General features: G+C 46.5%; 22 protein-coding genes and 1 other annotated feature. Of the genes, 5 read left to right on the forward strand and 17 right to left on the reverse strand.

From position 1 onward, the window contains the following. Positions 1-7: 7 nt before the first annotated feature. A complete protein-coding gene (locus BR62_RS0108710) occupies positions 8-211 on the forward strand; it encodes a YrzA family protein (RefSeq protein WP_003152771.1) in 204 nt (67 codons plus the stop codon). 39 nt (positions 212-250) lie between these two features. Here the strand turns inward: BR62_RS0108710 and BR62_RS0108715 are convergent, their stop codons facing one another. From BR62_RS0108715 to BR62_RS0108775, 13 genes are all read right to left on the reverse strand, one after another. Beyond that, positions 251-967 (reverse strand): YrrS family protein, encoded by a 717-nt coding sequence (locus BR62_RS0108715; protein ID WP_015240279.1) that lies wholly within the window; start codon positions 965-967, stop codon positions 251-253. 63 nt (positions 968-1030) lie between these two features. Beyond that, entirely contained in the window at positions 1031-2785 is a 1755-nt protein-coding gene (locus BR62_RS0108720; protein WP_015417895.1) for a peptidoglycan D,D-transpeptidase FtsI family protein, read from the reverse strand. Between the two features lie 52 nt (positions 2786-2837). Beyond that, positions 2838-3311, reverse strand: a complete 474-nt coding sequence (greA, locus tag BR62_RS0108725) for a transcription elongation factor GreA (protein WP_003152766.1) — start codon at positions 3309-3311, stop codon at positions 2838-2840. A gap of 253 nt (positions 3312-3564) precedes the next feature. Next, positions 3565-4200, reverse strand: coding sequence for a uridine kinase (gene udk / locus BR62_RS0108730; protein WP_003152763.1), 636 nt, complete (start codon positions 4198-4200; stop codon positions 3565-3567). A 6-nt stretch (positions 4201-4206) separates the two neighbouring features. Beyond that, the gene (locus tag BR62_RS0108735) at positions 4207-5475 is read right to left on the reverse strand and encodes a peptidase U32 family protein (protein ID WP_003152759.1); all 1269 of its coding nucleotides are present in this window, start codon (positions 5473-5475) and stop codon (positions 4207-4209) included. A gap of 17 nt (positions 5476-5492) precedes the next feature. Further along, on the reverse strand, positions 5493-6422 hold the full coding sequence (locus BR62_RS0108740; protein WP_007408214.1) for a peptidase U32 family protein: 930 nt from the start codon (positions 6420-6422) through the stop codon (positions 5493-5495). A gap of 6 nt (positions 6423-6428) precedes the next feature. Continuing rightward, positions 6429-7082, reverse strand: coding sequence for an O-methyltransferase (locus BR62_RS0108745; RefSeq protein WP_015387906.1), 654 nt, complete (start codon positions 7080-7082; stop codon positions 6429-6431). A 151-nt stretch (positions 7083-7233) separates the two neighbouring features. Then, positions 7234-8325 (reverse strand): endolytic transglycosylase MltG, encoded by a 1092-nt coding sequence (mltG, locus tag BR62_RS0108750; RefSeq protein WP_032870526.1) that lies wholly within the window; start codon positions 8323-8325, stop codon positions 7234-7236. Positions 8326-8435: 110 nt separating this feature from the next. Beyond that, positions 8436-8717, reverse strand: coding sequence for a DUF1292 domain-containing protein (locus BR62_RS0108755; RefSeq protein WP_003152751.1), 282 nt, complete (start codon positions 8715-8717; stop codon positions 8436-8438). A 12-nt stretch (positions 8718-8729) separates the two neighbouring features. Then, a complete protein-coding gene (ruvX, locus tag BR62_RS0108760; RefSeq protein WP_003152750.1) occupies positions 8730-9146 on the reverse strand; it encodes a Holliday junction resolvase RuvX in 417 nt (138 codons plus the stop codon). 8 nt (positions 9147-9154) lie between these two features. Further along, complete coding sequence (locus BR62_RS0108765) at positions 9155-9421, reverse strand: IreB family regulatory phosphoprotein (RefSeq protein WP_012118070.1); 267 nt, start codon at positions 9419-9421, stop codon at positions 9155-9157. A gap of 84 nt (positions 9422-9505) precedes the next feature. Further along, positions 9506-12142, reverse strand: a complete 2637-nt coding sequence (gene alaS, locus BR62_RS0108770) for an alanine--tRNA ligase (protein ID WP_032870528.1) — start codon at positions 12140-12142, stop codon at positions 9506-9508. Between the two features lie 80 nt (positions 12143-12222). After that, positions 12223-12430, reverse strand: a binding site (T-box leader). A 43-nt stretch (positions 12431-12473) separates the two neighbouring features. After that, the gene (locus BR62_RS0108775) at positions 12474-13535 is read right to left on the reverse strand and encodes an AI-2E family transporter (RefSeq protein ID WP_007408210.1); all 1062 of its coding nucleotides are present in this window, start codon (positions 13533-13535) and stop codon (positions 12474-12476) included. A gap of 219 nt (positions 13536-13754) precedes the next feature. On the opposite strand from BR62_RS0108775, the gene BR62_RS0108780 reads away from it, so the two are divergent. The 4 genes from BR62_RS0108780 to BR62_RS0108795 are packed head-to-tail and all read left to right on the forward strand — an operon-like array spanning position 13755 to position 16713. After that, positions 13755-14483 carry an amino acid ABC transporter ATP-binding protein gene (locus BR62_RS0108780; protein ID WP_007408209.1) on the forward strand — a complete coding sequence of 243 codons (729 nt, stop codon included), beginning with the start codon at positions 13755-13757 and terminating at the stop codon, positions 14481-14483. Between the two features lie 20 nt (positions 14484-14503). Continuing rightward, positions 14504-15331, forward strand: coding sequence for a transporter substrate-binding domain-containing protein (locus BR62_RS0108785; protein WP_032870531.1), 828 nt, complete (start codon positions 14504-14506; stop codon positions 15329-15331). A gap of 56 nt (positions 15332-15387) precedes the next feature. Beyond that, on the forward strand, positions 15388-16038 hold the full coding sequence (locus tag BR62_RS0108790; RefSeq protein ID WP_032870534.1) for an amino acid ABC transporter permease: 651 nt from the start codon (positions 15388-15390) through the stop codon (positions 16036-16038). Positions 16039-16056: 18 nt separating this feature from the next. Then, positions 16057-16713 carry an amino acid ABC transporter permease gene (locus BR62_RS0108795; protein ID WP_012118075.1) on the forward strand — a complete coding sequence of 219 codons (657 nt, stop codon included), beginning with the start codon at positions 16057-16059 and terminating at the stop codon, positions 16711-16713. 35 nt (positions 16714-16748) lie between these two features. On the opposite strand, the gene BR62_RS19150 is transcribed toward BR62_RS0108795, so the two are convergent. The 4 genes from BR62_RS19150 to recD2 all read right to left on the reverse strand — a co-directional run bounded on the left by BR62_RS19150 (position 16749) and on the right by recD2 (position 20061). Next, positions 16749-16880, reverse strand: a complete 132-nt coding sequence (locus tag BR62_RS19150; protein ID WP_003152741.1) for a YrzQ family protein — start codon at positions 16878-16880, stop codon at positions 16749-16751. A gap of 21 nt (positions 16881-16901) precedes the next feature. After that, entirely contained in the window at positions 16902-17093 is a 192-nt protein-coding gene (locus tag BR62_RS0108800) for a hypothetical protein (RefSeq protein WP_003152738.1), read from the reverse strand. 12 nt (positions 17094-17105) lie between these two features. Next, complete coding sequence (locus BR62_RS0108805; protein ID WP_007408205.1) at positions 17106-17564, reverse strand: PRC-barrel domain-containing protein; 459 nt, start codon at positions 17562-17564, stop codon at positions 17106-17108. A gap of 118 nt (positions 17565-17682) precedes the next feature. Next, positions 17683-20061, reverse strand: a complete 2379-nt coding sequence (recD2, locus tag BR62_RS0108810; protein WP_007408204.1) for an SF1B family DNA helicase RecD2 — start codon at positions 20059-20061, stop codon at positions 17683-17685. Between the last annotated feature and the right edge of the window lies 1 nt (position 20062).

Consider the following 20062-nt stretch of genomic DNA (forward strand, 5'->3'; position numbering starts at 1 on the left):
TGTACTGATGAATTTTCAATTGGATTTAATCAAAGATAAAGTAGAATTTTTCGAAGCGGCATCTTTGCAGGAGCTTGAAAAGAAAATAAACGTTCAGATTGAAAACAACCAGGCGATTATGCTTCGCGTCCGTTCCGTATCCCATCAGGTGACGGCCGTTGACGGCAGAATCCTTTACAGCGCGTCGGTGCATTTTTCAGCTGACGTATGACAGAAAAAAGCAGCTGAATAATCAGCTGCTTTTTTGCGGTTATTTTAAGGTTTCTACTTTTGTCGGCTTCCAGCCTTTTTTGTCTTTCCAAGTGATGGTGACCTGATATTTTTTGCCGTTCGTTTTGTCTAAAACTTTACCCTTCGCATCTTGCGGGCTTCCATTGTTTCCGAGCCACAGCACTGTCATATGATCTTTTGACACGCCTGTTGCGTAAGAGATGGCGTCAAGCATTTCGGACCAGTCTTCAGAGCTTGAGTCATACGTCGCCGTATGTTCTCCCGTCTGCTTTGTGCCGACCGCTTTCCATTTTGGGTTAACAATTGTTTTCTCGACATCGCTTGATGAGCCGCCCTCTGTTATTTTTGCGCCTTTAAAAGGATCGCTTGAATCAGAGTCTTTTTTGCTGCTGTCATCACTTTTCGATGAATCATCTTCTTTTTTGCTGTCAGAGTCTGAAGATGAATCAGATGTGTCCTTATCCTGTTTATCTTTTTTGTCATCGTCTGATGCCGTATCTTTTTTGCTGTCTTTTATGTCTTCATCGGATGTCTGCTTCGTCTTGCCTGATGCAGGTGTTTCCTGCTTCTGGCTCGTGTCCGCTTTTTCGCTCACGTCGCTCGACGGACTGTTAATGAAGAGGCTGACGGCAACGACGACAATAAGAATAGATACGATAGCAATTAAAATGTTAAGCACCATATTTGCTTTTCTGCGCTTATCACGGTTTTCAAAACGAGATTGTTTATTGCTCAATCATTCTGCACTCCTTTATCCCTCTTGCTCAGCATATATTTTAACATGGGCTGAGCGGTTGTTCTATGTCTGATTTATTTCATTTTCATGTACCTTTTTAACAATATCATAAAACACTGTATTTGTCAGAGCCTTATCCCCCGGCGTGTCCATGTGCAGCACCACGAGAGCGTATTTCGGCTTGTCCGCGGGAAAGTATCCCGCAAACCATTTGTGGTAAAGCGTCTGTTTTTCTTTTGTGAACATTCCCGTCTGGGCCGTTCCCGATTTGCCTGCTATCTCATACGGCAGGTCCTGAAACCTTCGGCCGGTTCCTTTCGGTGAGGTGACGACTTCTCTGAGAATTTTTTGAAGCTGCTGCGCCGTATATTTGTCGATGTTTTCCCCTTTTAACGGCTGATCTTTGAATGACGCCATTGTCGTTTTGTTTTTGTATTCAATTTTGTCCGCGATTTTGACTTGTTTTTTTTCACCGCCGCGCGCGATCGCCGCCATCATATTGGCGACTTCAAGAGGCGTGACTTTCACGTTTTTTTGCCCGATCGCCGTCTGTGCGACGGCTTTTTTTACGGTTTTGTCTTTGTCATCTCCCCAAATGACCCCGCTTTTTTCATTATACAGCTGCCTGAATCCGTCTTCCCGGTACAGCTTGCCTTCCCACCCCGCCCGCTGGGTGAGACCGAGTTTTTCCGCCATGTTTTCAATAACGGAATCATCTTTTTTGATCAATTTTTCCGCAAGGCTTGTAAACGTATAATTGCAGCTTTGGGCAAAGCTTTCTCCAAAACTGAGCGTGCCTTTGTCATCCCCCGGCTCTCCGTACAGGTTGAGATTGCAGTTAAAGGATGTGCCCGGCTTCACTTCGTTTTGTTCTATTGCGGCTGCGGCGATCACCGTTTTAAATACTGATCCCGGATAAATCGGCGTCAGCATGTAATTTTGCAGTGTCTGCTGCTTTGACATGTCGGCGTCAGGCTTTGATACCATTCCGAGCACACTGCTTTTTTCAATGTCTAAAAGGACGGCTCCCCCCTTTTTTAACCCGCGGTCTTTCAATACATCTTCCATTGCTTTTTGAATATTGCGGTCGATGGAGGTTTTGACTTGCAGCGGATAAAACGCGTTTGCTTCAGCCGTATATTTGACGTCCATTCCGAATAAAGGGTTTCCCCTTCCGTCGACATGATACAAAAGTTTTGTGTCCTGATCCGCCAGTAAAAACTCATCAAACGTCCGCTCCATCCCGCTTGTCCCGATCTTTGCCGTGATCGGCAGTTCCTTCCTGCCGGGGTATTTCTTTTTCAAAAGCTCAGGGTCCTGGTTTGTCGCGCCCAACAGATGAGCGGCTATGTTTGTTTCTTTGCTGTCTTTCATATATACGCCGTAAATGCCGGGATATTTCAAAGAATTGATATTTGACACGGATTGTTTCGTCAAATGTTTTATTTTTCTGCTGTTCAGGACCACCGGTTTTTTCGCTTCCGTGAGCAGCTGCCTGAGCTCCCCCTGTTTCATTCCGAGAATGTCTGATACCCGGTCAACCGGCCAATCCTGCGTCACGAGAAAGGGAAACAGTATGACGGCAGGCTGCTTTTTTCCGGTCAGTTCTTTGCCGTTCCGATCAAGAAAAGAGCCGCGTCCGTCTGAAATAAGGACTTCTTCCGTCCGCTGCTTGACGCTTTCCTGAATCAGATTAATATTGGATTTTGAAAAAGATTCTGTGAAAAACAGCTGAATTTCAGCCAGCCTCGCAAGCAGAAAGAAAAACACGAGCAGAAAACAAATCACGGCCGTTTTCAGCCTTTTTGATACGATCATAAAAAACACCTCATCCACATTTTGGACGAGGTGTTTCAATGTTAAACGGATCTTATGAAATTTTCACAATTTTCACGAGCATTTCTCCGCCCGGCGTCTGAACTGTCACTTCTTCGTCCACTTTTCTGCCGAGCAGGCTTTTGGCGATTGGCGAGTCGTTTGAAATTTTCCCTTCAAACGGATCAGCTTCAGCGCTTCCGACAATCGTGTAAGATTCTTCTTCACCGTCCGGCAATTCGATGAATGATACGGTTTTTCCCAAACCGACTACATTTGAACCGCCGTCGTCCTCGATGATTTTCGCATTGCGGATCATGTTTTCAAGCGTCGTGATGCGCCCTTCCACAAATGCCTGTTCTTCTTTTGCAGAATCATACTCAGAGTTCTCTGACAGATCTCCGAAGCTTCTTGCGATTTTAATGCGTTCTACTACTTCTTTACGTTTAACCGTTTTCAATTGCTCTAATTCTTGTTCAAGTTTTTGTTTTCCTTCGTGAGTCATCGGAAAAACTTTTTCTTGTGCCATGTTCCTTCACTCCTTGGTGGTTGTCCCTCAACAATAACGTGTGATTATGTATGAGAGCATAAACGAAAAAATCAAGAATGAGAACACAGGGCAGTCCTCGTTCTTCTCTCCCATATAGGTACTGTTTATCTTAAACTGAATGTGTGTTTTCTGCAAATGTTTCGGTTTATAAACAGGGAAAGAAGGGAACTGTCTCATTCCCTTCCAGCCTATACATAATATGGTCTGAGTTATTTATGTCTATGCTATGGTATTACAAAATTGCATTTTGTTCAAGGATCGTTTGAATCTTCGTGACCATCAGATCAATCGCGACGTGGTTTTGCCCGCCTTCCGGAATAATGATGTCCGCGTAGCGTTTCGTCGGTTCAACAAACTGATTGTGCATCGGTCTGACGACGGACACATACTGCTCAATGACAGAATCGATTGAACGGCCTCTTTCGTTAATATCTCTCATAATCCGTCTGATGATACGGAGATCCGCGTCCGTGTCGACATAAAGTTTCATATCCATGAGGTCGCGAAGTCTTTTATCTTCGAGAACGAGAATGCCTTCCAGAATAATGACATCCTTCGGCTCAACCGGAATGGTTTCCTCAGAACGCGTATGCAGTTTATAATCATAAATCGGCTTTTCTATCGGCCGGTAATTCAAAAGCTCTTGAATATGCTCGATTAAATAGTCATTATCAAATGCGAGCGGGTGATCATAGTTTGTGTTCAGCCTTTCTTCAAACGGAAGATGGCTTTGGTCTTTATAATAAAGGTCTTGCTGGATCATTAAAATCGAGTGTCCTTTAAACTGTTCATAGATGGAACGGGTGACGCTTGTTTTTCCTGATCCGGAACCTCCTGCGATGCCTATAACTACAGGACTCTTACCCATTGGTGATTACTTCCCCTTTCTCATCATGTTGCTCGGATAAATCTTTTTGTCTACTTTAAATGTAACGATTTGCAGGGGATGGCGGGCAGCATCAAGCTCGTTTCCGTCTTCGTCCCAAATAGTGCCGATTGTGAATGTGAAATTGTCGATTTCAGGACCGAAAAATTCCACTTCGTCACCTTGTTTAAAGAAATTGCGCTGCTGGAGCGTCACCATTTGAGTTTCCTCGTTATACGCGAGCACGAGACCGGCAAAATCAAATGTTGTTTTCTTTCCGTGTTCGCCGAACATCTGCTCTTCATACCCGGGCGTGCCTTCAAAGAAAGCAGGCGCGGTATCCCGGTTTGCACATTTGTCCAGCTCATCCAGCCATTCTTTTTGAATGACAAAGTTTTCAGGATCAGCGCAGTATGCGTCGATGACTTTGCGATACACGCTGACAACCGTCGCAACGTAATGAATCGATTTCATCCGGCCTTCAATTTTCAGGCTGTCGATGCCCATCTCGATCATTTGCGGAATGGATTCAATTAATTTTAAATCTTTCGGGCTCATCGCAAACGGAGCGTCTTCTTCGTCATAGAGCGCGACCGCGTTTGCACCGTCTGTCTGATACAGGTCATAATCCCAGCGGCAGGACTGACAGCAGCCGCCGCGATTGGAATCCCGGGCCGTCATGTGATTGCTCAGCACGCATCGGCCTGAATAAGCGATACACATGGCGCCGTGGATAAAGGTTTCAATTTCAATATCCACCTTTTCCTTCATTTCTTTAATTTCCAGTCCGCTCGTTTCACGGGCAAGCACCACGCGGTCAAGCCCTTCTTCTTTCCAGAACTGCACCGCTTTCCAGTTGGAAAGGGACTGCTGTGTGCTGAGGTGAATTTCTACGTCCGGGGCCACTCTCCGGCATGTTTCAATAATCAGCGGATCAGCGACGATAATTCCGGCAACTTTTGCGTCTCCCAACGCTTTTAAGTATTCTTCCAGACCGTCCATATTTTCATTATGGGCGAAAATGTTTGTTGTCACATATATTTTTGCCCCGTATTTTTTGGCAAATTCTACGCCCTCTGCAATTTCTTCTATTGAGAAGTTATCCGCATTTGAGCGGAGTCCGTATTCCTGTCCTCCGATAAAAACCGCGTCCGCTCCGTAATGAACGGCAATTTTTAATTTTTCAAGGTTTCCTGCCGGAGCAAGGAGTTCAGGTTTTTTCGTAATGACGCGTTTTCCGTTTACGACTTTGGAAATGGTTTGATTTACGGCTGTCATCCGTTGCACCCTCCTTTTTAATAGACCGTTTCTTTAAAGAAGAATCCTGTGTCGATGCTTCTGTTCACAGGCTGAATGCTTTCAATCCGCTCTATCCAGCTCTCTTTTTTCTCTTCGTATGTCTCTCGGCTTTCGAAGCACAAATCGATTGCTTCTCTGTACATGCGGGTCACTTCAGTTAAGTATTCAGGAGACTTCAAAACTCCGTCGATTTTGAAAGAATCGATGCCGGCGTCCATCAGGTCCTCTAATTCATCAATCATGCACACATCGTTCGGGCTCATGATGTGCGTGCCGTTTTCATCTTCAAAAATCGGGTATTTATTGCCCCGTTCCTTGTCATGCAGAAACATCCCCGCTTCTTTTTTCTTCTGTTCGATGTCCATGACTTTACCTTGGTATTCGAAGTAATGGCCCACTAAAGAACGCTTCGATTGGAACATGCACGTCATGCCGTGGATTTGAATTTCAATTTCCACTTCGGCGTTTTCTTTTATGTCAATGATGCTGTCCATATTTAATTCCTTAGCCAGCACTGCCCGCCGTGCGCCTTTGCGTCCCCAGTAATTGCAGGAATAGTAGTTGGTTCCCGTTGTTTCCGTGCTCCAATGCAGTTTAAGCTCGGGAGCCGCTTCACGCGCCGCCATTAAAACGGCCGGGTCACCGAAAACAGCCGCATCAACGCCGGCCTCCTGCAAAAAGGCAAGATAGCCGTTCAGCTCGTCCACTTTTTCGTTGTGAAAAATAGCATTGACGGCGGCGTACACTTTCGCGCCTTCCTGATGAGCTGTCTTTACGGCTTCTTTTATATCTTCTCTTGAAAATTCACCGGCCAGTCTCAGGCCGTATCTCTGTTCTCCGACCAACAGGGCCGTTGCGCCCGCTTGAATGAGCGGAAGAATATCCTGTACAGAAGTCGGAGTCACCAAAAGTTCAGGTTTTTTCATGATCCTTCACCTCTTCTTTTTACTGATGGCGATGCCGTCTCCGACCGGCAGTATGACCGTTTGATAGTCAGGCCGGTTCATCAGCCATTGGTTATATTGATCAATTTTTTCAACAAGCTTCCGTCTTCTTTTCGGCTCAATGTCCGAGTGATTTTGTGCCACCAGTCCTTTAAACAGAACATTGTCCGTAAAAATGACTCCATCCGGCGCAAGCATCGGTTCATAGAGCTCAAAAAAGTTCGTGTACTGGCCTTTGGCCGCGTCGATAAAAATGGCATCATAAGGAGCCGTGACACGGACAGACTCAGAAAGTTCCAGCGCATCCCCGTGCATTACGTGAATCCGGTTTTCCATTTCAAAGTCTTTTATATTGTTCACAGCTTCTTCATAGCGTTTGTCGTCCCGTTCAATCGTGTAAATATTCGCACCCGGAAGCTCAAGCGCCATCCGTATGGCGGAATATCCGATTGCCGCGCCGATTTCCAAAATGTTTTTCGCCTGTTGAATCGACAGCATTTGAAGCAGCACTTCAATGCCCGCTTCTTCCATAATCGGAACATGGTGCTCTTTTGCATAGGCTTCAAGCTTTTTCACTTTATCAGGCCGAGGCTTCAGCATCGCGTTTATATACTCGTTTATTTGTTCATACCGATCATTCACGGCAAACAGCCTCCGTTCTAAAAAGGAGTGCCCCTGACGAATCCGCGGGGACACTCTCTTAAGACACTTCTTTATCCATAAGTAAACAACCCGATATATTTTATCATAAAACCTTTCAGAATGGAATAAAAGGAGAGCTTTTGCCCTCCTTTTATTCGCTGTCTTTTTTGGAAATATACTTTTCCTTCGCTTTATTATGGTCTTTTAATGTTTTGGTGAAAACGACCTCGCCGTTTGATTTTGCAAGGAAATAGAGATAATCCGTTTTGTCAGGGCGGAGAGCCGCTTCCCATGATGAATCACCGGCATTTGCAATCGGTCCCGGCGGCAGCCCCTTATGTTTATACGTATTAAACGGAGAATCAATTTTCAGGTCTTTGTAGTAGACCCGGCTTTTATGCTTACCGGCCGCATATAATACCGTCGGATCAGTCTGCAGCGGCATTTTTTCTTCGAGCCTGTTGTAAAAAACGCTGGCGATTTTGTGACGGTCAGCTTTGGCGGTGGCTTCTTCTTCAATTAGCGATGCCATTGTCAGCGCGTTATGGACGGAAAGTTTCTTTTTTTCCAGTTCAGATTTATACGTTTCGATACGGGTGTTTGTTTCCTGAACCATTGCCGTCAAAATCGTGTCAAGCGATGCATCCGGATCATTAAACGGATATGTGGCCGGATACAGATAGCCTTCGAGCGGATGCTTGAGCTTCTTGTTTGAAAGTGCGTCCGTTATCGTATCAGGAAACTGTTTCTTCAGTTTGCCGATGAATGTTTTGTCATCCAGTTTCGCCATGATCTCTTCTTTTGAATATGATGTTTCTTTTGCGATCGCATCCGCAATCTGTGTAAGCTGTTTTCCTTCAGGAACGGAGATCTGAAAGGCATATCCCGTTGATCCCACGGTCAGTTTTTTGATAATCGCATCCGCATCCATTCCTTTATTCAGGTGGTAAAATCCCGCCTGAAACCCGGAAGCGCCTTTATACTTCACATACAGCTGAAATGCTTTTTTGCTTTTGATGACATGCTGATCCTCAAGAATTTCAGCGATTGCCGAAACGGAAGAACCGCTCGGAATATTAATATTGACTGCCGTTTTGCTGCCTTTGTCAACCGGGGACAGCAGAGATTTTCCATAGAAAAAAGCACCGCAAATGATGATAAGCAGAGCGATCACGGAGGACAGTATTATCGTCGTTTTTTTGTTTTTACGCGGAAATGAATGTTTAGTCTGATTGATATTCATACAAGTATTTTCCTCCCAACAGCTCTTATACTACATGATTCATGTGCATTCGGCAATTTATTACAAAAAAAAGCCGAAGCGCATATGCGCTCCGGCTTTTTCCGTTCATTTTATTCTTCGTCTTCTTCCGCTAAAAACGTGTTCAGCGTTTCTTCGATCATTTCCCACTCTTCATCGGTTTCAATCGGCATCAGTTCGCCGTCTTCACCGTTTTCGTTCGGTTCGAAGCTTGAAGCGTGAATTTCGATTTCATCATCGTCTTGAGCATCAATCGGATAATAAAGTACGTAAGATTTGTTGAATGTGTCGTTTTCAAATGTGAACAGCACTTCGCAAAGCTGTTCGTTGCCTTGATCATCGACAATTGTAATGTGTTTTTCGCCGTGTTCCATTTTTTTCACCTCTTAGTTTAAACTGTCCAGATATCCTTGAAGGATCATGACAGCCGCCATTTTATCAATGACTTTTTTTCGTTTTTGCCTGCTGACGTCAGCCGCGATCAGCATTTTTTCAGCCGCCATCGTCGTCAGACGCTCGTCCCACAGCACAACAGGGACATTGTACGCTGTTTCAAGCAGTTTCGCAAATGTTTGGCTGGCTTCGCCTCTCGGACCGATCGTCCCGTTCATGTTTTTCGGAAAACCGAGCACGATCTTCTCTACATTATAGTCTTTCATCAGCTCGGATAAACGGTCCAGACCGTAATCTCCTTCAGCCTCGTTTATTTTTATCGTCTCAATGCCTTGAGCGGTCCAGCCCATTTCATCGCTTAAAGCTACGCCGAGTGTTTTCGTTCCAAGATCAAGTCCCAATATTCTCATGAATGTATTTACGCCTCTTTATGCTGTTCTAGATAGGATTTTACCAATTCCTCGATTAATTCGTCACGTTCCAGTTTGCGAATTAAGTTCCGGGCGTCGCGATGCCTAGGAATGTATGCAGGATCTCCAGACAGCAAGTATCCGACAATCTGGTTGATAGGATTGTACCCCTTTTCCTGAAGCGCATCATATACCGTATTCAGCACTTCTTCGACGTTTGTTTCAGCAGAATCATCGGAGAAATTAAATTTCATCGTTTTATCAAACGAGCTCACCGTTTTGCACCTCTTTCCCAAATTCGCAGGCAAAGTTCAGCCTGAGGTCCTCATCTTATCATCATTCTACACTACTTGAAAGGATTATAAAACGGATTTTATCCAATCTTCCGCAGATGCCAGCGCCTCTTCCAATTTTTCAGGCTGCTTTCCGCCGGCCTGCGCCATGTCCGGACGGCCTCCGCCTCCGCCTCCGCAGACTTCAGCCGCTTGTTTGACCATTTTGCCGGCATGAAGGCCTTTTTCGATCAGGTCTTTCGTCACGCCTGCTGAAAGGTTGACTTTCTCATTTTGCACGGCGCCGAGAATGATGACCGCAGAACCGAGCTTCGCTTTCAGATCATCCACCATAGTACGAAGGTGGTTCATGTCTTTCGCATTTACTTTTTCAGCCAGCACTTTTACGCCGCCGATGTCTTTTACTTTAGACAGAATGGCTCCGGCTTCCACATTGCCGAGTTTGCTGAGCAATGATTCATTTTCTCTTTGCGCTTCCTTCAGCTCTGCTTGAAGAGACTGGATTCGCTTCGGTACGTCTTTTACGTTTGATTTCAACTCGTCCGCAGCGTGCTGCAGAAGGGTGAGCTGGCTGTTCATTTCCTGATAAGCGCCTTTTCCTGTTACGGCTTCAATTCTTCGCGTCCCTGCGCCGATCCCTGATTCGGATACGATTTTAAACAGGCCGATTTCAGCCGTATTCGTGACATGGCATCCGCCGCAAAGCTCAAGGCTGTAATCTCCGACTTGTACGACGCGGACGATATCGCCGTATTTCTCGCCGAACAGGGCCATCGCGCCCATTTCTTTCGCTTCATTGATCGGTTTCAAATCAATCGCTACCGGAATGCTCTCCCAGATTTTTTCGTTGACGATTCCTTCAATGCGTTCAAGTTCTTCTTTCGTCACTTGACCGAAATGAGAGAAGTCAAAACGCAGGCGATTTTCGGTAACGAGTGAACCCGCTTGGTTGACATGTGTGCCGAGAACGTCTTTCAGCGCCTGGTGCAGAAGGTGGGTAGCCGTATGGTTTTTCACCACGCCGCTTCTCATTTGATCTTCAACTTCAGCCGTCACGCTTGCGCCTTTTTGAATCGTGCCGCTATCCACCGTGCCTTCGTGTACATGCTGACCGTTCGGAGCTTTTTTCACGTCTTTAATGGTTACGACAGCCTGCTCGCTTCTCAGCACTCCTCTGTCACCGATCTGTCCGCCGCTTTCAGCATAGAAAGGCGTTTTGTCAAGAAGGATTTGGACGGTATCCCCTTCATGCGCATCGCTGATTAATTGCCCGTCATGAAGAAGCTCGATCACCTTCGCTTCAGCTTTTACGGCACTGTAGCCGACAAATGTGCTTTCTGCGGTAATGTCGCGCAACGCGCCGCCCTGAACCTGCATGCTTCCTACATCTTGGCGCGCATTTCTCGCCCGTTCACGCTGTTTTTCCATTTCGGCTTCAAAGCCTTTATGGTCAACCGTCATTTGCTCATCTTCCGCGTATTCCTCCGTCAATTCAACCGGGAATCCGTACGTATCGTACAGTTTGAATACGTCTTTTCCGGAGATGATGCCGCTGCCTTTTTCCTTCTCTTTCTTTATCACGTCGGATAAAATGGCCAGACCTTCGTTTAATGTTTCGTGGAAGCGCTCTTCCTCCGTTTTGATGACTTTGGCGATAAACTCTTGCTTTTCTTTCACCTCCGGATAGAAAGCGTCCATAATTCCTGCAACAGTCGGTACCAGCTCGTACATAAACGGACGGCTGATACCGAGGGTTTTCGCGTATCGCACTGCCCGGCGCAAGAGGCGTCTCAGTACATACCCGCGCCCTTCGTTCGAAGGCAGCGCCCCGTCGCTTACCGCAAATGCGACCGTTCTGATATGATCGGCGATCACTTTAAAGGCCGTATCCTTCACTGCGTCCTTTCCGTAAGCATCTCCGGAAATGCGCTCTGTTGCTTCAATAATCGGCATAAACAAATCAGTGTCAAAGTTTGTCGGGACATCCTGAATCACGGAGACCATCCGTTCAAGCCCCATGCCCGTATCAATGTTTTTCTTCGGAAGCGGTGTGTACGTGCCGTCCGGGTTGTGGTTGAACTCTGAGAATACCAGGTTCCATACTTCAAGATAGCGATCATTTTCGCCGCCCGGATACAATTCAGAATCTGACGGGTCATTGCCGTATTTCTCGCCGCGGTCATAGAAAATTTCCGTATTCGGTCCGCTCGGGCCTTCGCCGATATCCCAGAAGTTCCCTTCCAGACGGATGATTCTTTCTTCCGGAACGCCGATTTTTTCCGCCCATAGCGTATAAGCTTCTTCATCCTCAGGGTGAACCGTTACAGACAGCAGCTCCGGATCAAAGCCGATCCACTTTTCGCTCGTTAAAAACTCCCATGCCCACGTGATCGCTTCTTCTTTAAAATAATCACCGATGGAAAAGTTTCCGAGCATCTCAAAGAACGTGTGGTGGCGCGCCGTTTTCCCCACATTTTCAATATCATTTGTTCGGATTGATTTTTGCGCGTTTACAATTCTCGGATTCTCCGGCACAACGCGGCCGTCAAAGTATTTTTTCAGCGTCGCAACGCCGCTGTTGATCCATAATAAAGACGGATCTTCATGCGGAACCAATGAGGCGCTCGGTTCAACGGCATGGCCTTTTTCTTTAAAGAAATCTAAAAACATTTGACGCACTTCAGCAGAAGTTAAGTGTTTCATCTATATTCCTCCTTATCACTACCCGAAATTCTCTTTTGCGACAGCAAAAAAGCTCTCTCCCTATGCAAACCATGCGTTCACACAGGGACGAGAGCTGTCTCGCGGTACCACCCTGATTACAGGCCGAAAAAGGCCTGTCACCTTTCATCCCGTAACGCAGGACTGCGGCAGCCTTTAACTGCACTCAGGATTAGCTTCCGCCGATCTTCTGCTGAAGCTCCTTTCAGCGTATCGGAGCTTCTCTCTTAAACAGGGCTTCGGCGTACTCATATCCGTCACTCGAGATTCGTATGTATTCTACTCGAAATTATAGACAAGCAGAACCCGAATGTCAATGTTCCGTCCTGATCCGCAAAAAGTGTATGGCCGTCACTTTTAAAACGGCTGCCGCCGGAACAGCGAGAATCATGCCGGGAATGCCCGCGAGCTCTCCGCCGGCAAGGAGCGCCAGCATGATCACGACGGGGTGCATTCTGAGACTGCGCCCGACAATAAGCGGGCTCAAAATGTTTCCTTCTATAAATTGCAGAATAAAAATCGTGACGATTACGATGATCACAGCTTTAGCAGAAATCGCCAGCGCAAGGAGCAGCGCCGGTACAGCGCCGATAAACGGACCGAAATACGGGATGACATTCGTAATCCCGATGGCAAGGCCCAAAATCAGCGGGTAAGGAAGCCCGAACAGCCAAAATGAAACGCCGGCTATTAGCCCGAGCAAAAAACAAACGAGAAGCTGACCGCGGATGTAATCACCGAGAGAGTCGTCTACATCCCGCAGAAATTCACTCCCCCTTTTTCTCCAGGACTTCGGCGTCAAATACCAGACTGTCTTTTTCATGACGTCTATATCCTTCACCATATAGAACACGAGAAAAGGAATCGTCGCCGCGATCAGGATATAATCAAGCACGAAACGGATGCTTCTGATCGTGCTTTCAATCGTGCCGGCAAGAAACGTTTCTGTCTGCTGAATCATTTTGTCCATTCGATGGTGCATGCCGTCAGGCCAATGATCCGTGTGATTATGCAGATGCTTCAGCATGCTGTTGTAGTTTTTGGCAAGACCGGGAATGCTCTCAGACAGATCCTGCAGCTGTTCAATTAAAACAGGAACCCCTTTATAAACCCCCCAGCCGATTCCGCCGAAAAACAGGCAATAAATCAGAAGCAGGCTTAAAGTTCTAGGCATCCCTTTTCTATGAAGCCATTCAGTAATCGGAAGTAAAAGATAAGCAATAAATACTGCGATAAATATAGGAATAAAGAGAGATTTTATAACAAGCCAAATGGGAGACCATAACATATCGAGCATGCAAAAGACATACACTGTTAACAAAACGAGCAGACATACAGCCGTCCACATTAAGAGCTGCAGCGGTTTTTGAAGCATGACGTTTCACCTCTTGCTTTATCTTTTGACAGAAAGCCGGAATTATTCCCGTTTCATAAACTCCGCCTTATGACGCAGACCTCTTGACGGAAATAATTATCAGAAATTACGAAATAATCTAAATAATATTCATAAAAATCTGTATAACCATCGTAATGTGTTAAAGGATTTCAAAAACTGTCCAGTCAATATGACTCATGTTTTTTAAGGAGGATGGCCATGATTTCATTTCAGGATGTAAATAAGCACTACGGACATTTCCACGTGCTGAAAAACATTAATCTGCACATTAAAAAAGGGGAAGTCGTCGTTATCATCGGACCTTCAGGATCGGGAAAAAGCACGCTTCTCCGCTGCATTAATCAGCTGGAAACAGTTGATGGAGGCGCCTTAACGGTAAACGGCGTCTCCATCCATGACAAGAAAACGGATATAAATAAAGTCCGCCGCAATATCGGCATGGTGTTCCAGCATTTTCATCTGTACCCGCACAAAACCGTTCTGCAAAACATCATGCTCGCACCGATCAAAGTGCTTAAGCAATCAAAAGAAGAAGCAAAAGAAACGGCCTTATACTATTTGAAAAAAGTCGGTATACCGGAAAAAGCGGACGCTTATCCTTCACAGCTTTCCGGCGGCCAGCAGCAGCGTGTCGCCATCGCCAGGGGGCTTGCGATGAAGCCCGAAATTATGCTGTTTGATGAACCCACATCCGCGCTTGATCCGGAAATGATCGGGGAAGTGCTGGATGTCATGAAAACACTCGCAAAGGAAGGCATGACCATGGCAGTCGTCACACATGAAATGGGATTCGCAAAAGAAGTGGCGGACCGCATCGTGTTTATCGACGGCGGAGCCATCTTAGAAGAAGCTGCACCGGCTGAATTTTACGAAAGCCCCCGTGAAGAGAGGGCGCGTTTATTCTTAAGCCGTATTTTAAATCACTGAAAAGAAACGGAGGAGCGCTTATGTCACGCGTAACAAAATGGTTGTCATTCGGATTGATATCACTGCTGGCCGTCTTTATGCTGGCCGCCTGCGGAGGGAAAGAAACGTCCGGAGATTCAAAAGGAACGAGAAAAGACACGTTAGCCTCTATTAAAGACAGAGACAAAATCATCTTCGGCGTCAAAACCGACACGAGGTTATTCGGGCTGAAAAACCCAAGCTCCGGTGATATTGAAGGCTTCGATATTGATATCTCAAAACAGCTCGCAAAAGATATTCTGGGGGATGAGAAGAAAGCGGAATTTAAAGAAGTGACGTCAAAAACGAGAATTCCGATGCTGCAAAACGGCGATATCGATGCCATCACCGCCACGATGACGATAACGGATGAGCGGAAAAAAGAAGTTGATTTCTCAGATGTTTATTTTGAAGCCGGGCAATCCCTGCTCGTCAAAAAAGGAAGCAGCATCAAAAGCACCGAAGACCTGGGAAAAGGCTCAAAAGTATTGGCGGTAAAAGGCTCTACTTCCTCACAAAACATCAGAGAAAAAGCGCCTGACGCCTCAGTGCTGGAATTTGAAAATTACGCCGAAGCGTTCACTGCGCTTAAAGCGGGACAGGGAGATGCGCTCACAACCGATAATGCAATTTTATACGGCATGGCAGATGAAAATAAACAATATCAGCTGACAGGCGAAACCTTCACCGATGAACCTTACGGAATCGCCGTCAAAAAAGGCCAATCCGGACTCATCAAGGAAATCAACGCCTCTTTGAAAAAAATGAAAGCCGACGGCAGGTACGAAAAAATCTATAAAAAATGGATTAAAGAAGAACCGGCAAAATAGAAAGGACCGCGGGATGAGCAGGCATGCTCATCCCCGTTTTATAAGGAGTGACATAGATGAACTTTTCAATTTTAACGGAAAACTTCGATATGTATATGGACGGTTTCCTGCACACATTGCTTGCGAGCTTCATCGCGCTGGCAGGTAGCTTTGCGCTGGGCATTCTGATCGCAGTCATGAGAATCACGGCTTTCAAACCCCTTCAATGGATCGGCACTGCGTATGTGGAATTTATCCGCAACATCCCGCTTCTCCTCATCACATTCGTTTTTTATTTCGGACTTCCGAACGCTGGGCTGAGACTGGACGGCTTTCAGGCGGGAACGATTGCGCTGACGATTTACACGTCTGCCTTTATCGCAGAAGCCATCAGAGCCGGAATTCAGACTGTCTCAAAAGGGCAGATGGAAGCGGCCAGATCGTCAGGCTTCACCTACAGTCAGGCGATGAGATACGTCATTCTTCCTCAGGCCGTAAAAATCGTGATTCCCCCGCTCGGAAACCAATTTCTCAACCTTGTCAAAAACTCATCAATACTCGGAGTGGTGGCGGGACTCGATTTGATGTATCAGGCGGATCTCGTTTCCTCAAGCACTCTTGTCGTGTTTGATGTCTATATTTTCGTCGCGCTTTTTTATTTGATAGTAACGATCCCGCTCAGCATCGGGGTTCACTATTTGGAAAGACGTCTCGGAAAGAGTTATTAGAGAAGGAGAGTGAAAAACATGGATTTTAGCGGCGCCTATACACCTGACCATCTGCTGTTTTTATGGGACGGCTTTTTGGTCACACTTTATGTTGCGCTGATCTCCATTGTCCTGAGTTTTATTTTCGGGCTTGCCGCCGGCACTTTGCGCTATGCGAAAATTCCTATCGTCTCGGGCATTATAGCGGCCATTGTGGAAACCATCCGCAACCTGCCGCTGTTATTAATCATTTTCTTTACGTTTTTTGCCCTTCCGGAAATCGGGATCAAACTGGAAATTACCGCGGCTGCCATCACGGCGCTTACGATTTTTGAATCGGCCATGCTGTCAGAAATCATCAGAAGCGGTTTGCAATCCGTTGACAAAGGACAGATTGAAGCGGCACGTTCTTCAGGACTGACGTACACGCAGACTCTTTTTCTCGTCGTCATGCCGCAGGCGCTCAGGCGTATGGTTCCTCCGATTGTGAGCCAGTTTATCTCCTTATTAAAGGATACGTCACTTGCGGTCGTCATCGCTCTGCCCGAACTGATTCATAACGCGCAGATTTTAAACGGACAAAGCGCTGACGGGGGATATTTTTTCCCGATCTTTCTGCTGGCGGCCCTGATGTATTTCGCGGTTAATTACTGCCTGTCTCTCGCAGCCAGACGGCTGGAAGCGAGACAAACGTAAAAAGGATACTTCCGGAGAAGTATCCTTTTTTCTGCTTAAAACATTTTCATGACTCGTCTTCTCATCCGTTTCATACCTTTTTTATTCAGCATATCGGACTGAGAAGCCATACGATACATAACGGCTCCAGCTCCTAAAGCCAACAGAGAGGTCATTGTTCTGCCCATCGCGCGTATCTCCTTTCAACTTTAAAAATTGATACTGCGTTCGTCTTCAGAAAACAAATCATCAAGACTGCTTAACGTGCCGTCTTCCTCTACTTGATGTGTCGCAATTTTGCCTTTGGCCACCGTCAGCTCAATGAAGCAGCCCCAGCAATAGTATTGGTTTACGCCGATTTTGCCGATATCTTTACTTTTGCAGTTCGGACATACAAGCACAGACTACACCTCTTATCCGTTCAGGACGATGCCTTCTTTCCCCGCTTCAATAAGCGTATCGGCGGCGCGGCGCACTTGGCGTCTGCCAGCCAGATCTGAAAAGAAGCCGTCCGAGAGTTCATATGCTACGATTATGCCCCTGTCCAAACAAAAGTATACATCTTCCAGCAAACCGAACATTTCACCATCAGGCGATTTCACCGGCTGCATCTTAATCTGTTCAAAGGTGAAACAGCTCTTCGGCAAAGGCTGCAAATGAGCATGACCGGCAGCTACGGCTTCTTGATCCATCTCTTTTATATCACTTGCCTCTAAAAAAAGATGGCGGTTATGAAACAGGCGTTTCTGCTCCAGCACGAAACCGAGAAACCGGCCGTCCAGAGAGAAACATACATCCGATATCATCCCGAGACTGCGCCCGGTGTTTTCGTCATATACTGTTCGTCCTTCAGCTGCATGGCATGTTCTCAAAGTGTGATCAACCACCTTTTGTTGAACACGTATAGGTTTTGCCAAGAAGCCGGGCAGCATACTTTGAAATGACTTCCACAGGCGAAAACCCGGCGCATGTTTATGCTCCGGGTTTTATTTACGCTTTTTCTTCCATAAAGTCAAACGGCGTGATGCCTTCCATTCCGATGTTCGCATCATATACACTGAACGGCAGCTCTTTTTGCAGGGCGGCCAGTTCTGCATCCATCTCTTCAGTCTGCTCTGTGAGCCTGTTTTTAAGCGACGTCTGTCTGACGGTGGCATCATTGTTTTTGACGCCCCATTCAAGCGCTTCTTCTTCTCCGCAAAGAATCAGAAATTTTTTCGCTCTTGTTATGGCGGTATAAAGCAGATTTCTCCTGAGCATTCGATAGTAGCCTTTGACGACAGGCAGGACGACAATAGGGAATTCACTTCCCTGCGACTTATGAATGGAACAGCAGTAAGCGTGGGTAAACTGGCTGAAATCCTTTTTCGTAAAGGTGATTTCGTTGCCGTCAAACGAGACGACGACCATGTCTTCTTTTTCCGTATTTTCTTTGGCATAAAAAATGGACACGATTTCGCCAATATCGCCGTTAAACACATTGTTTTCCGGCTGGTTGACAAGCTGCAATATTTTATCGCCCGTCCTGTAGACGACATCGCCGAATTTCAGCTCCCGCCTTTTTTCTTTCGGCGGATTCATGATGTCTTGAAGAAGCATATTCAGCTCGTTAATTCCCGCTTTTCCCCTGTACATCGGGGCCAGCACTTGAATATCCCTGGAGGTATACCCCTTTTTTAACGCGTTCGAGACGACCTGATCCACGACTTCTTTAATCTGTGAAGAATTACAGCGGATAAATGAGCGGTCCTTTGTCGGCGCGGTCAGCCCCTTTGGAAGCAGTCCTTTTTTCATATCATGCGCAAGTTCCACAATGGATGATCCTTCAGCCTGACGGTAAATATCTGTCAGGCGCACGGTCGGCAGCACCTCAGAAGCCAAAAGGTCTCTGAGCACCTGCCCCGGTCCTACTGAAGGAAGCTGGTCTTCATCACCGACGACAATGAGCTGAATGTGCTTAGGAAGCGCCTTAAACAAATGGCTGGCGAGCCAGATATCGAGCATACTCGCTTCGTCTATAATGATCAGTTTCCCTTCTATCGGCTGATCTTCATTGTAGGTAAAGCCTTCAGCGCCATTCCAGCCGAGCAGCCTGTGTATCGTAACAGCCGGCAGACCCGTAGATTCGCTCATCCGTTTTGCGGCTCTTCCCGTCGGCGCGGCAAGCAGCACCGGGAACGCCTCGTCTTTTTTATAATCACCGGGGTCAAGCGATACTCCGTGCAGTTCACTGTATAATTCCACGATTCCTTTAATAACGGTCGTTTTCCCCGTCCCAGGTCCTCCGGTCAGTAAAAGCATCGGTGAAGACAGCGCTTTTTGAATGGCATCCTTTTGGCTTGGTGCGTATTGAACATTCATCCGTTCTTCCAGTTCACCGAGTGCAAGCAGAAATTCCGATTCAGGAAATTGATCGGCATACTCCGTCTGAGCCGCAATGTCGAGCACGCGTTTTGCGACATTTTGTTCGGCGTAAAACAAGGACGGAAAATAGCAGCGTTCTCCTTCTATGACGATATCCTTACTCTCCCCGAGGGCGATGATGCCGTCAGCCGCATCCATTTCCGTGACCCGGCCGCCTTCAGCTGACTGATTCAGGAGCGTTTGCGTATTGATTATCAGCTGCTTTGTTTCTATGTACGTGTGGCCCTCTGAAAGACAGGTCGATTCAATCGTATATAAGATTGCCGCTTTGATCCGCTCCGGGTGGTTTCCTGACAGACCCATTTTTCCGCCCAGCTCGTCAGCTTTCACAAAGCCGATGCCTTCAACGTCTTTTACAAGCTGATAAGGATTTTCCTGAATTTTCTCCAGTGTTTCCGTTTCGTAGGCCTGATATATTTTCATGGATAGCTGAGGCCCGAAACCGTATTGGTTCAGAGAGATCATAATCTGCTCAAGCCCCTGATGCCGCTGCAGCTCTCCGGCAAGCTTATCCGCTTTCTTTTTCGACATTTTCGGCACATCGTAAAGCACCGACGCATCCGTCAGAATTTTATTGAGCGCGCCATCTCCGAGCTTTTTGACGATTTCTTCCGCCGTTTTTTTTCCGATTCCTTCAAACAGATCACTTGATAAATAGTGAATGATCCCTTCTTTTGTGGTCGGAATTTCTTTTTTAAAGTGTTCAGCCTGAAATTGCAGGCCGAACTTAGGATGCGTGGCGGTTTTTCCGTAAAATGTGTAGGTCTCATCTTCTTGCAGCAGAGGGAAGTAGCCCGTTACGGATACGACCTTGTCTTCGATCGCCTCAGACGTTTCTGCAACCTTGACTTTCAGCACTGTATACAGGTTGGTGTCATTGTGATAAATGACCGTATGAATGACGCCTTTTACATACGGCTGTTCCTCGATGTTCAGCTGATCCACG

The sequence above is a fragment of the Bacillus sp. UNC69MF genome (assembly GCF_000746035.1).
Taxonomy (GTDB): domain Bacteria; phylum Bacillota; class Bacilli; order Bacillales; family Bacillaceae; genus Bacillus; species Bacillus velezensis.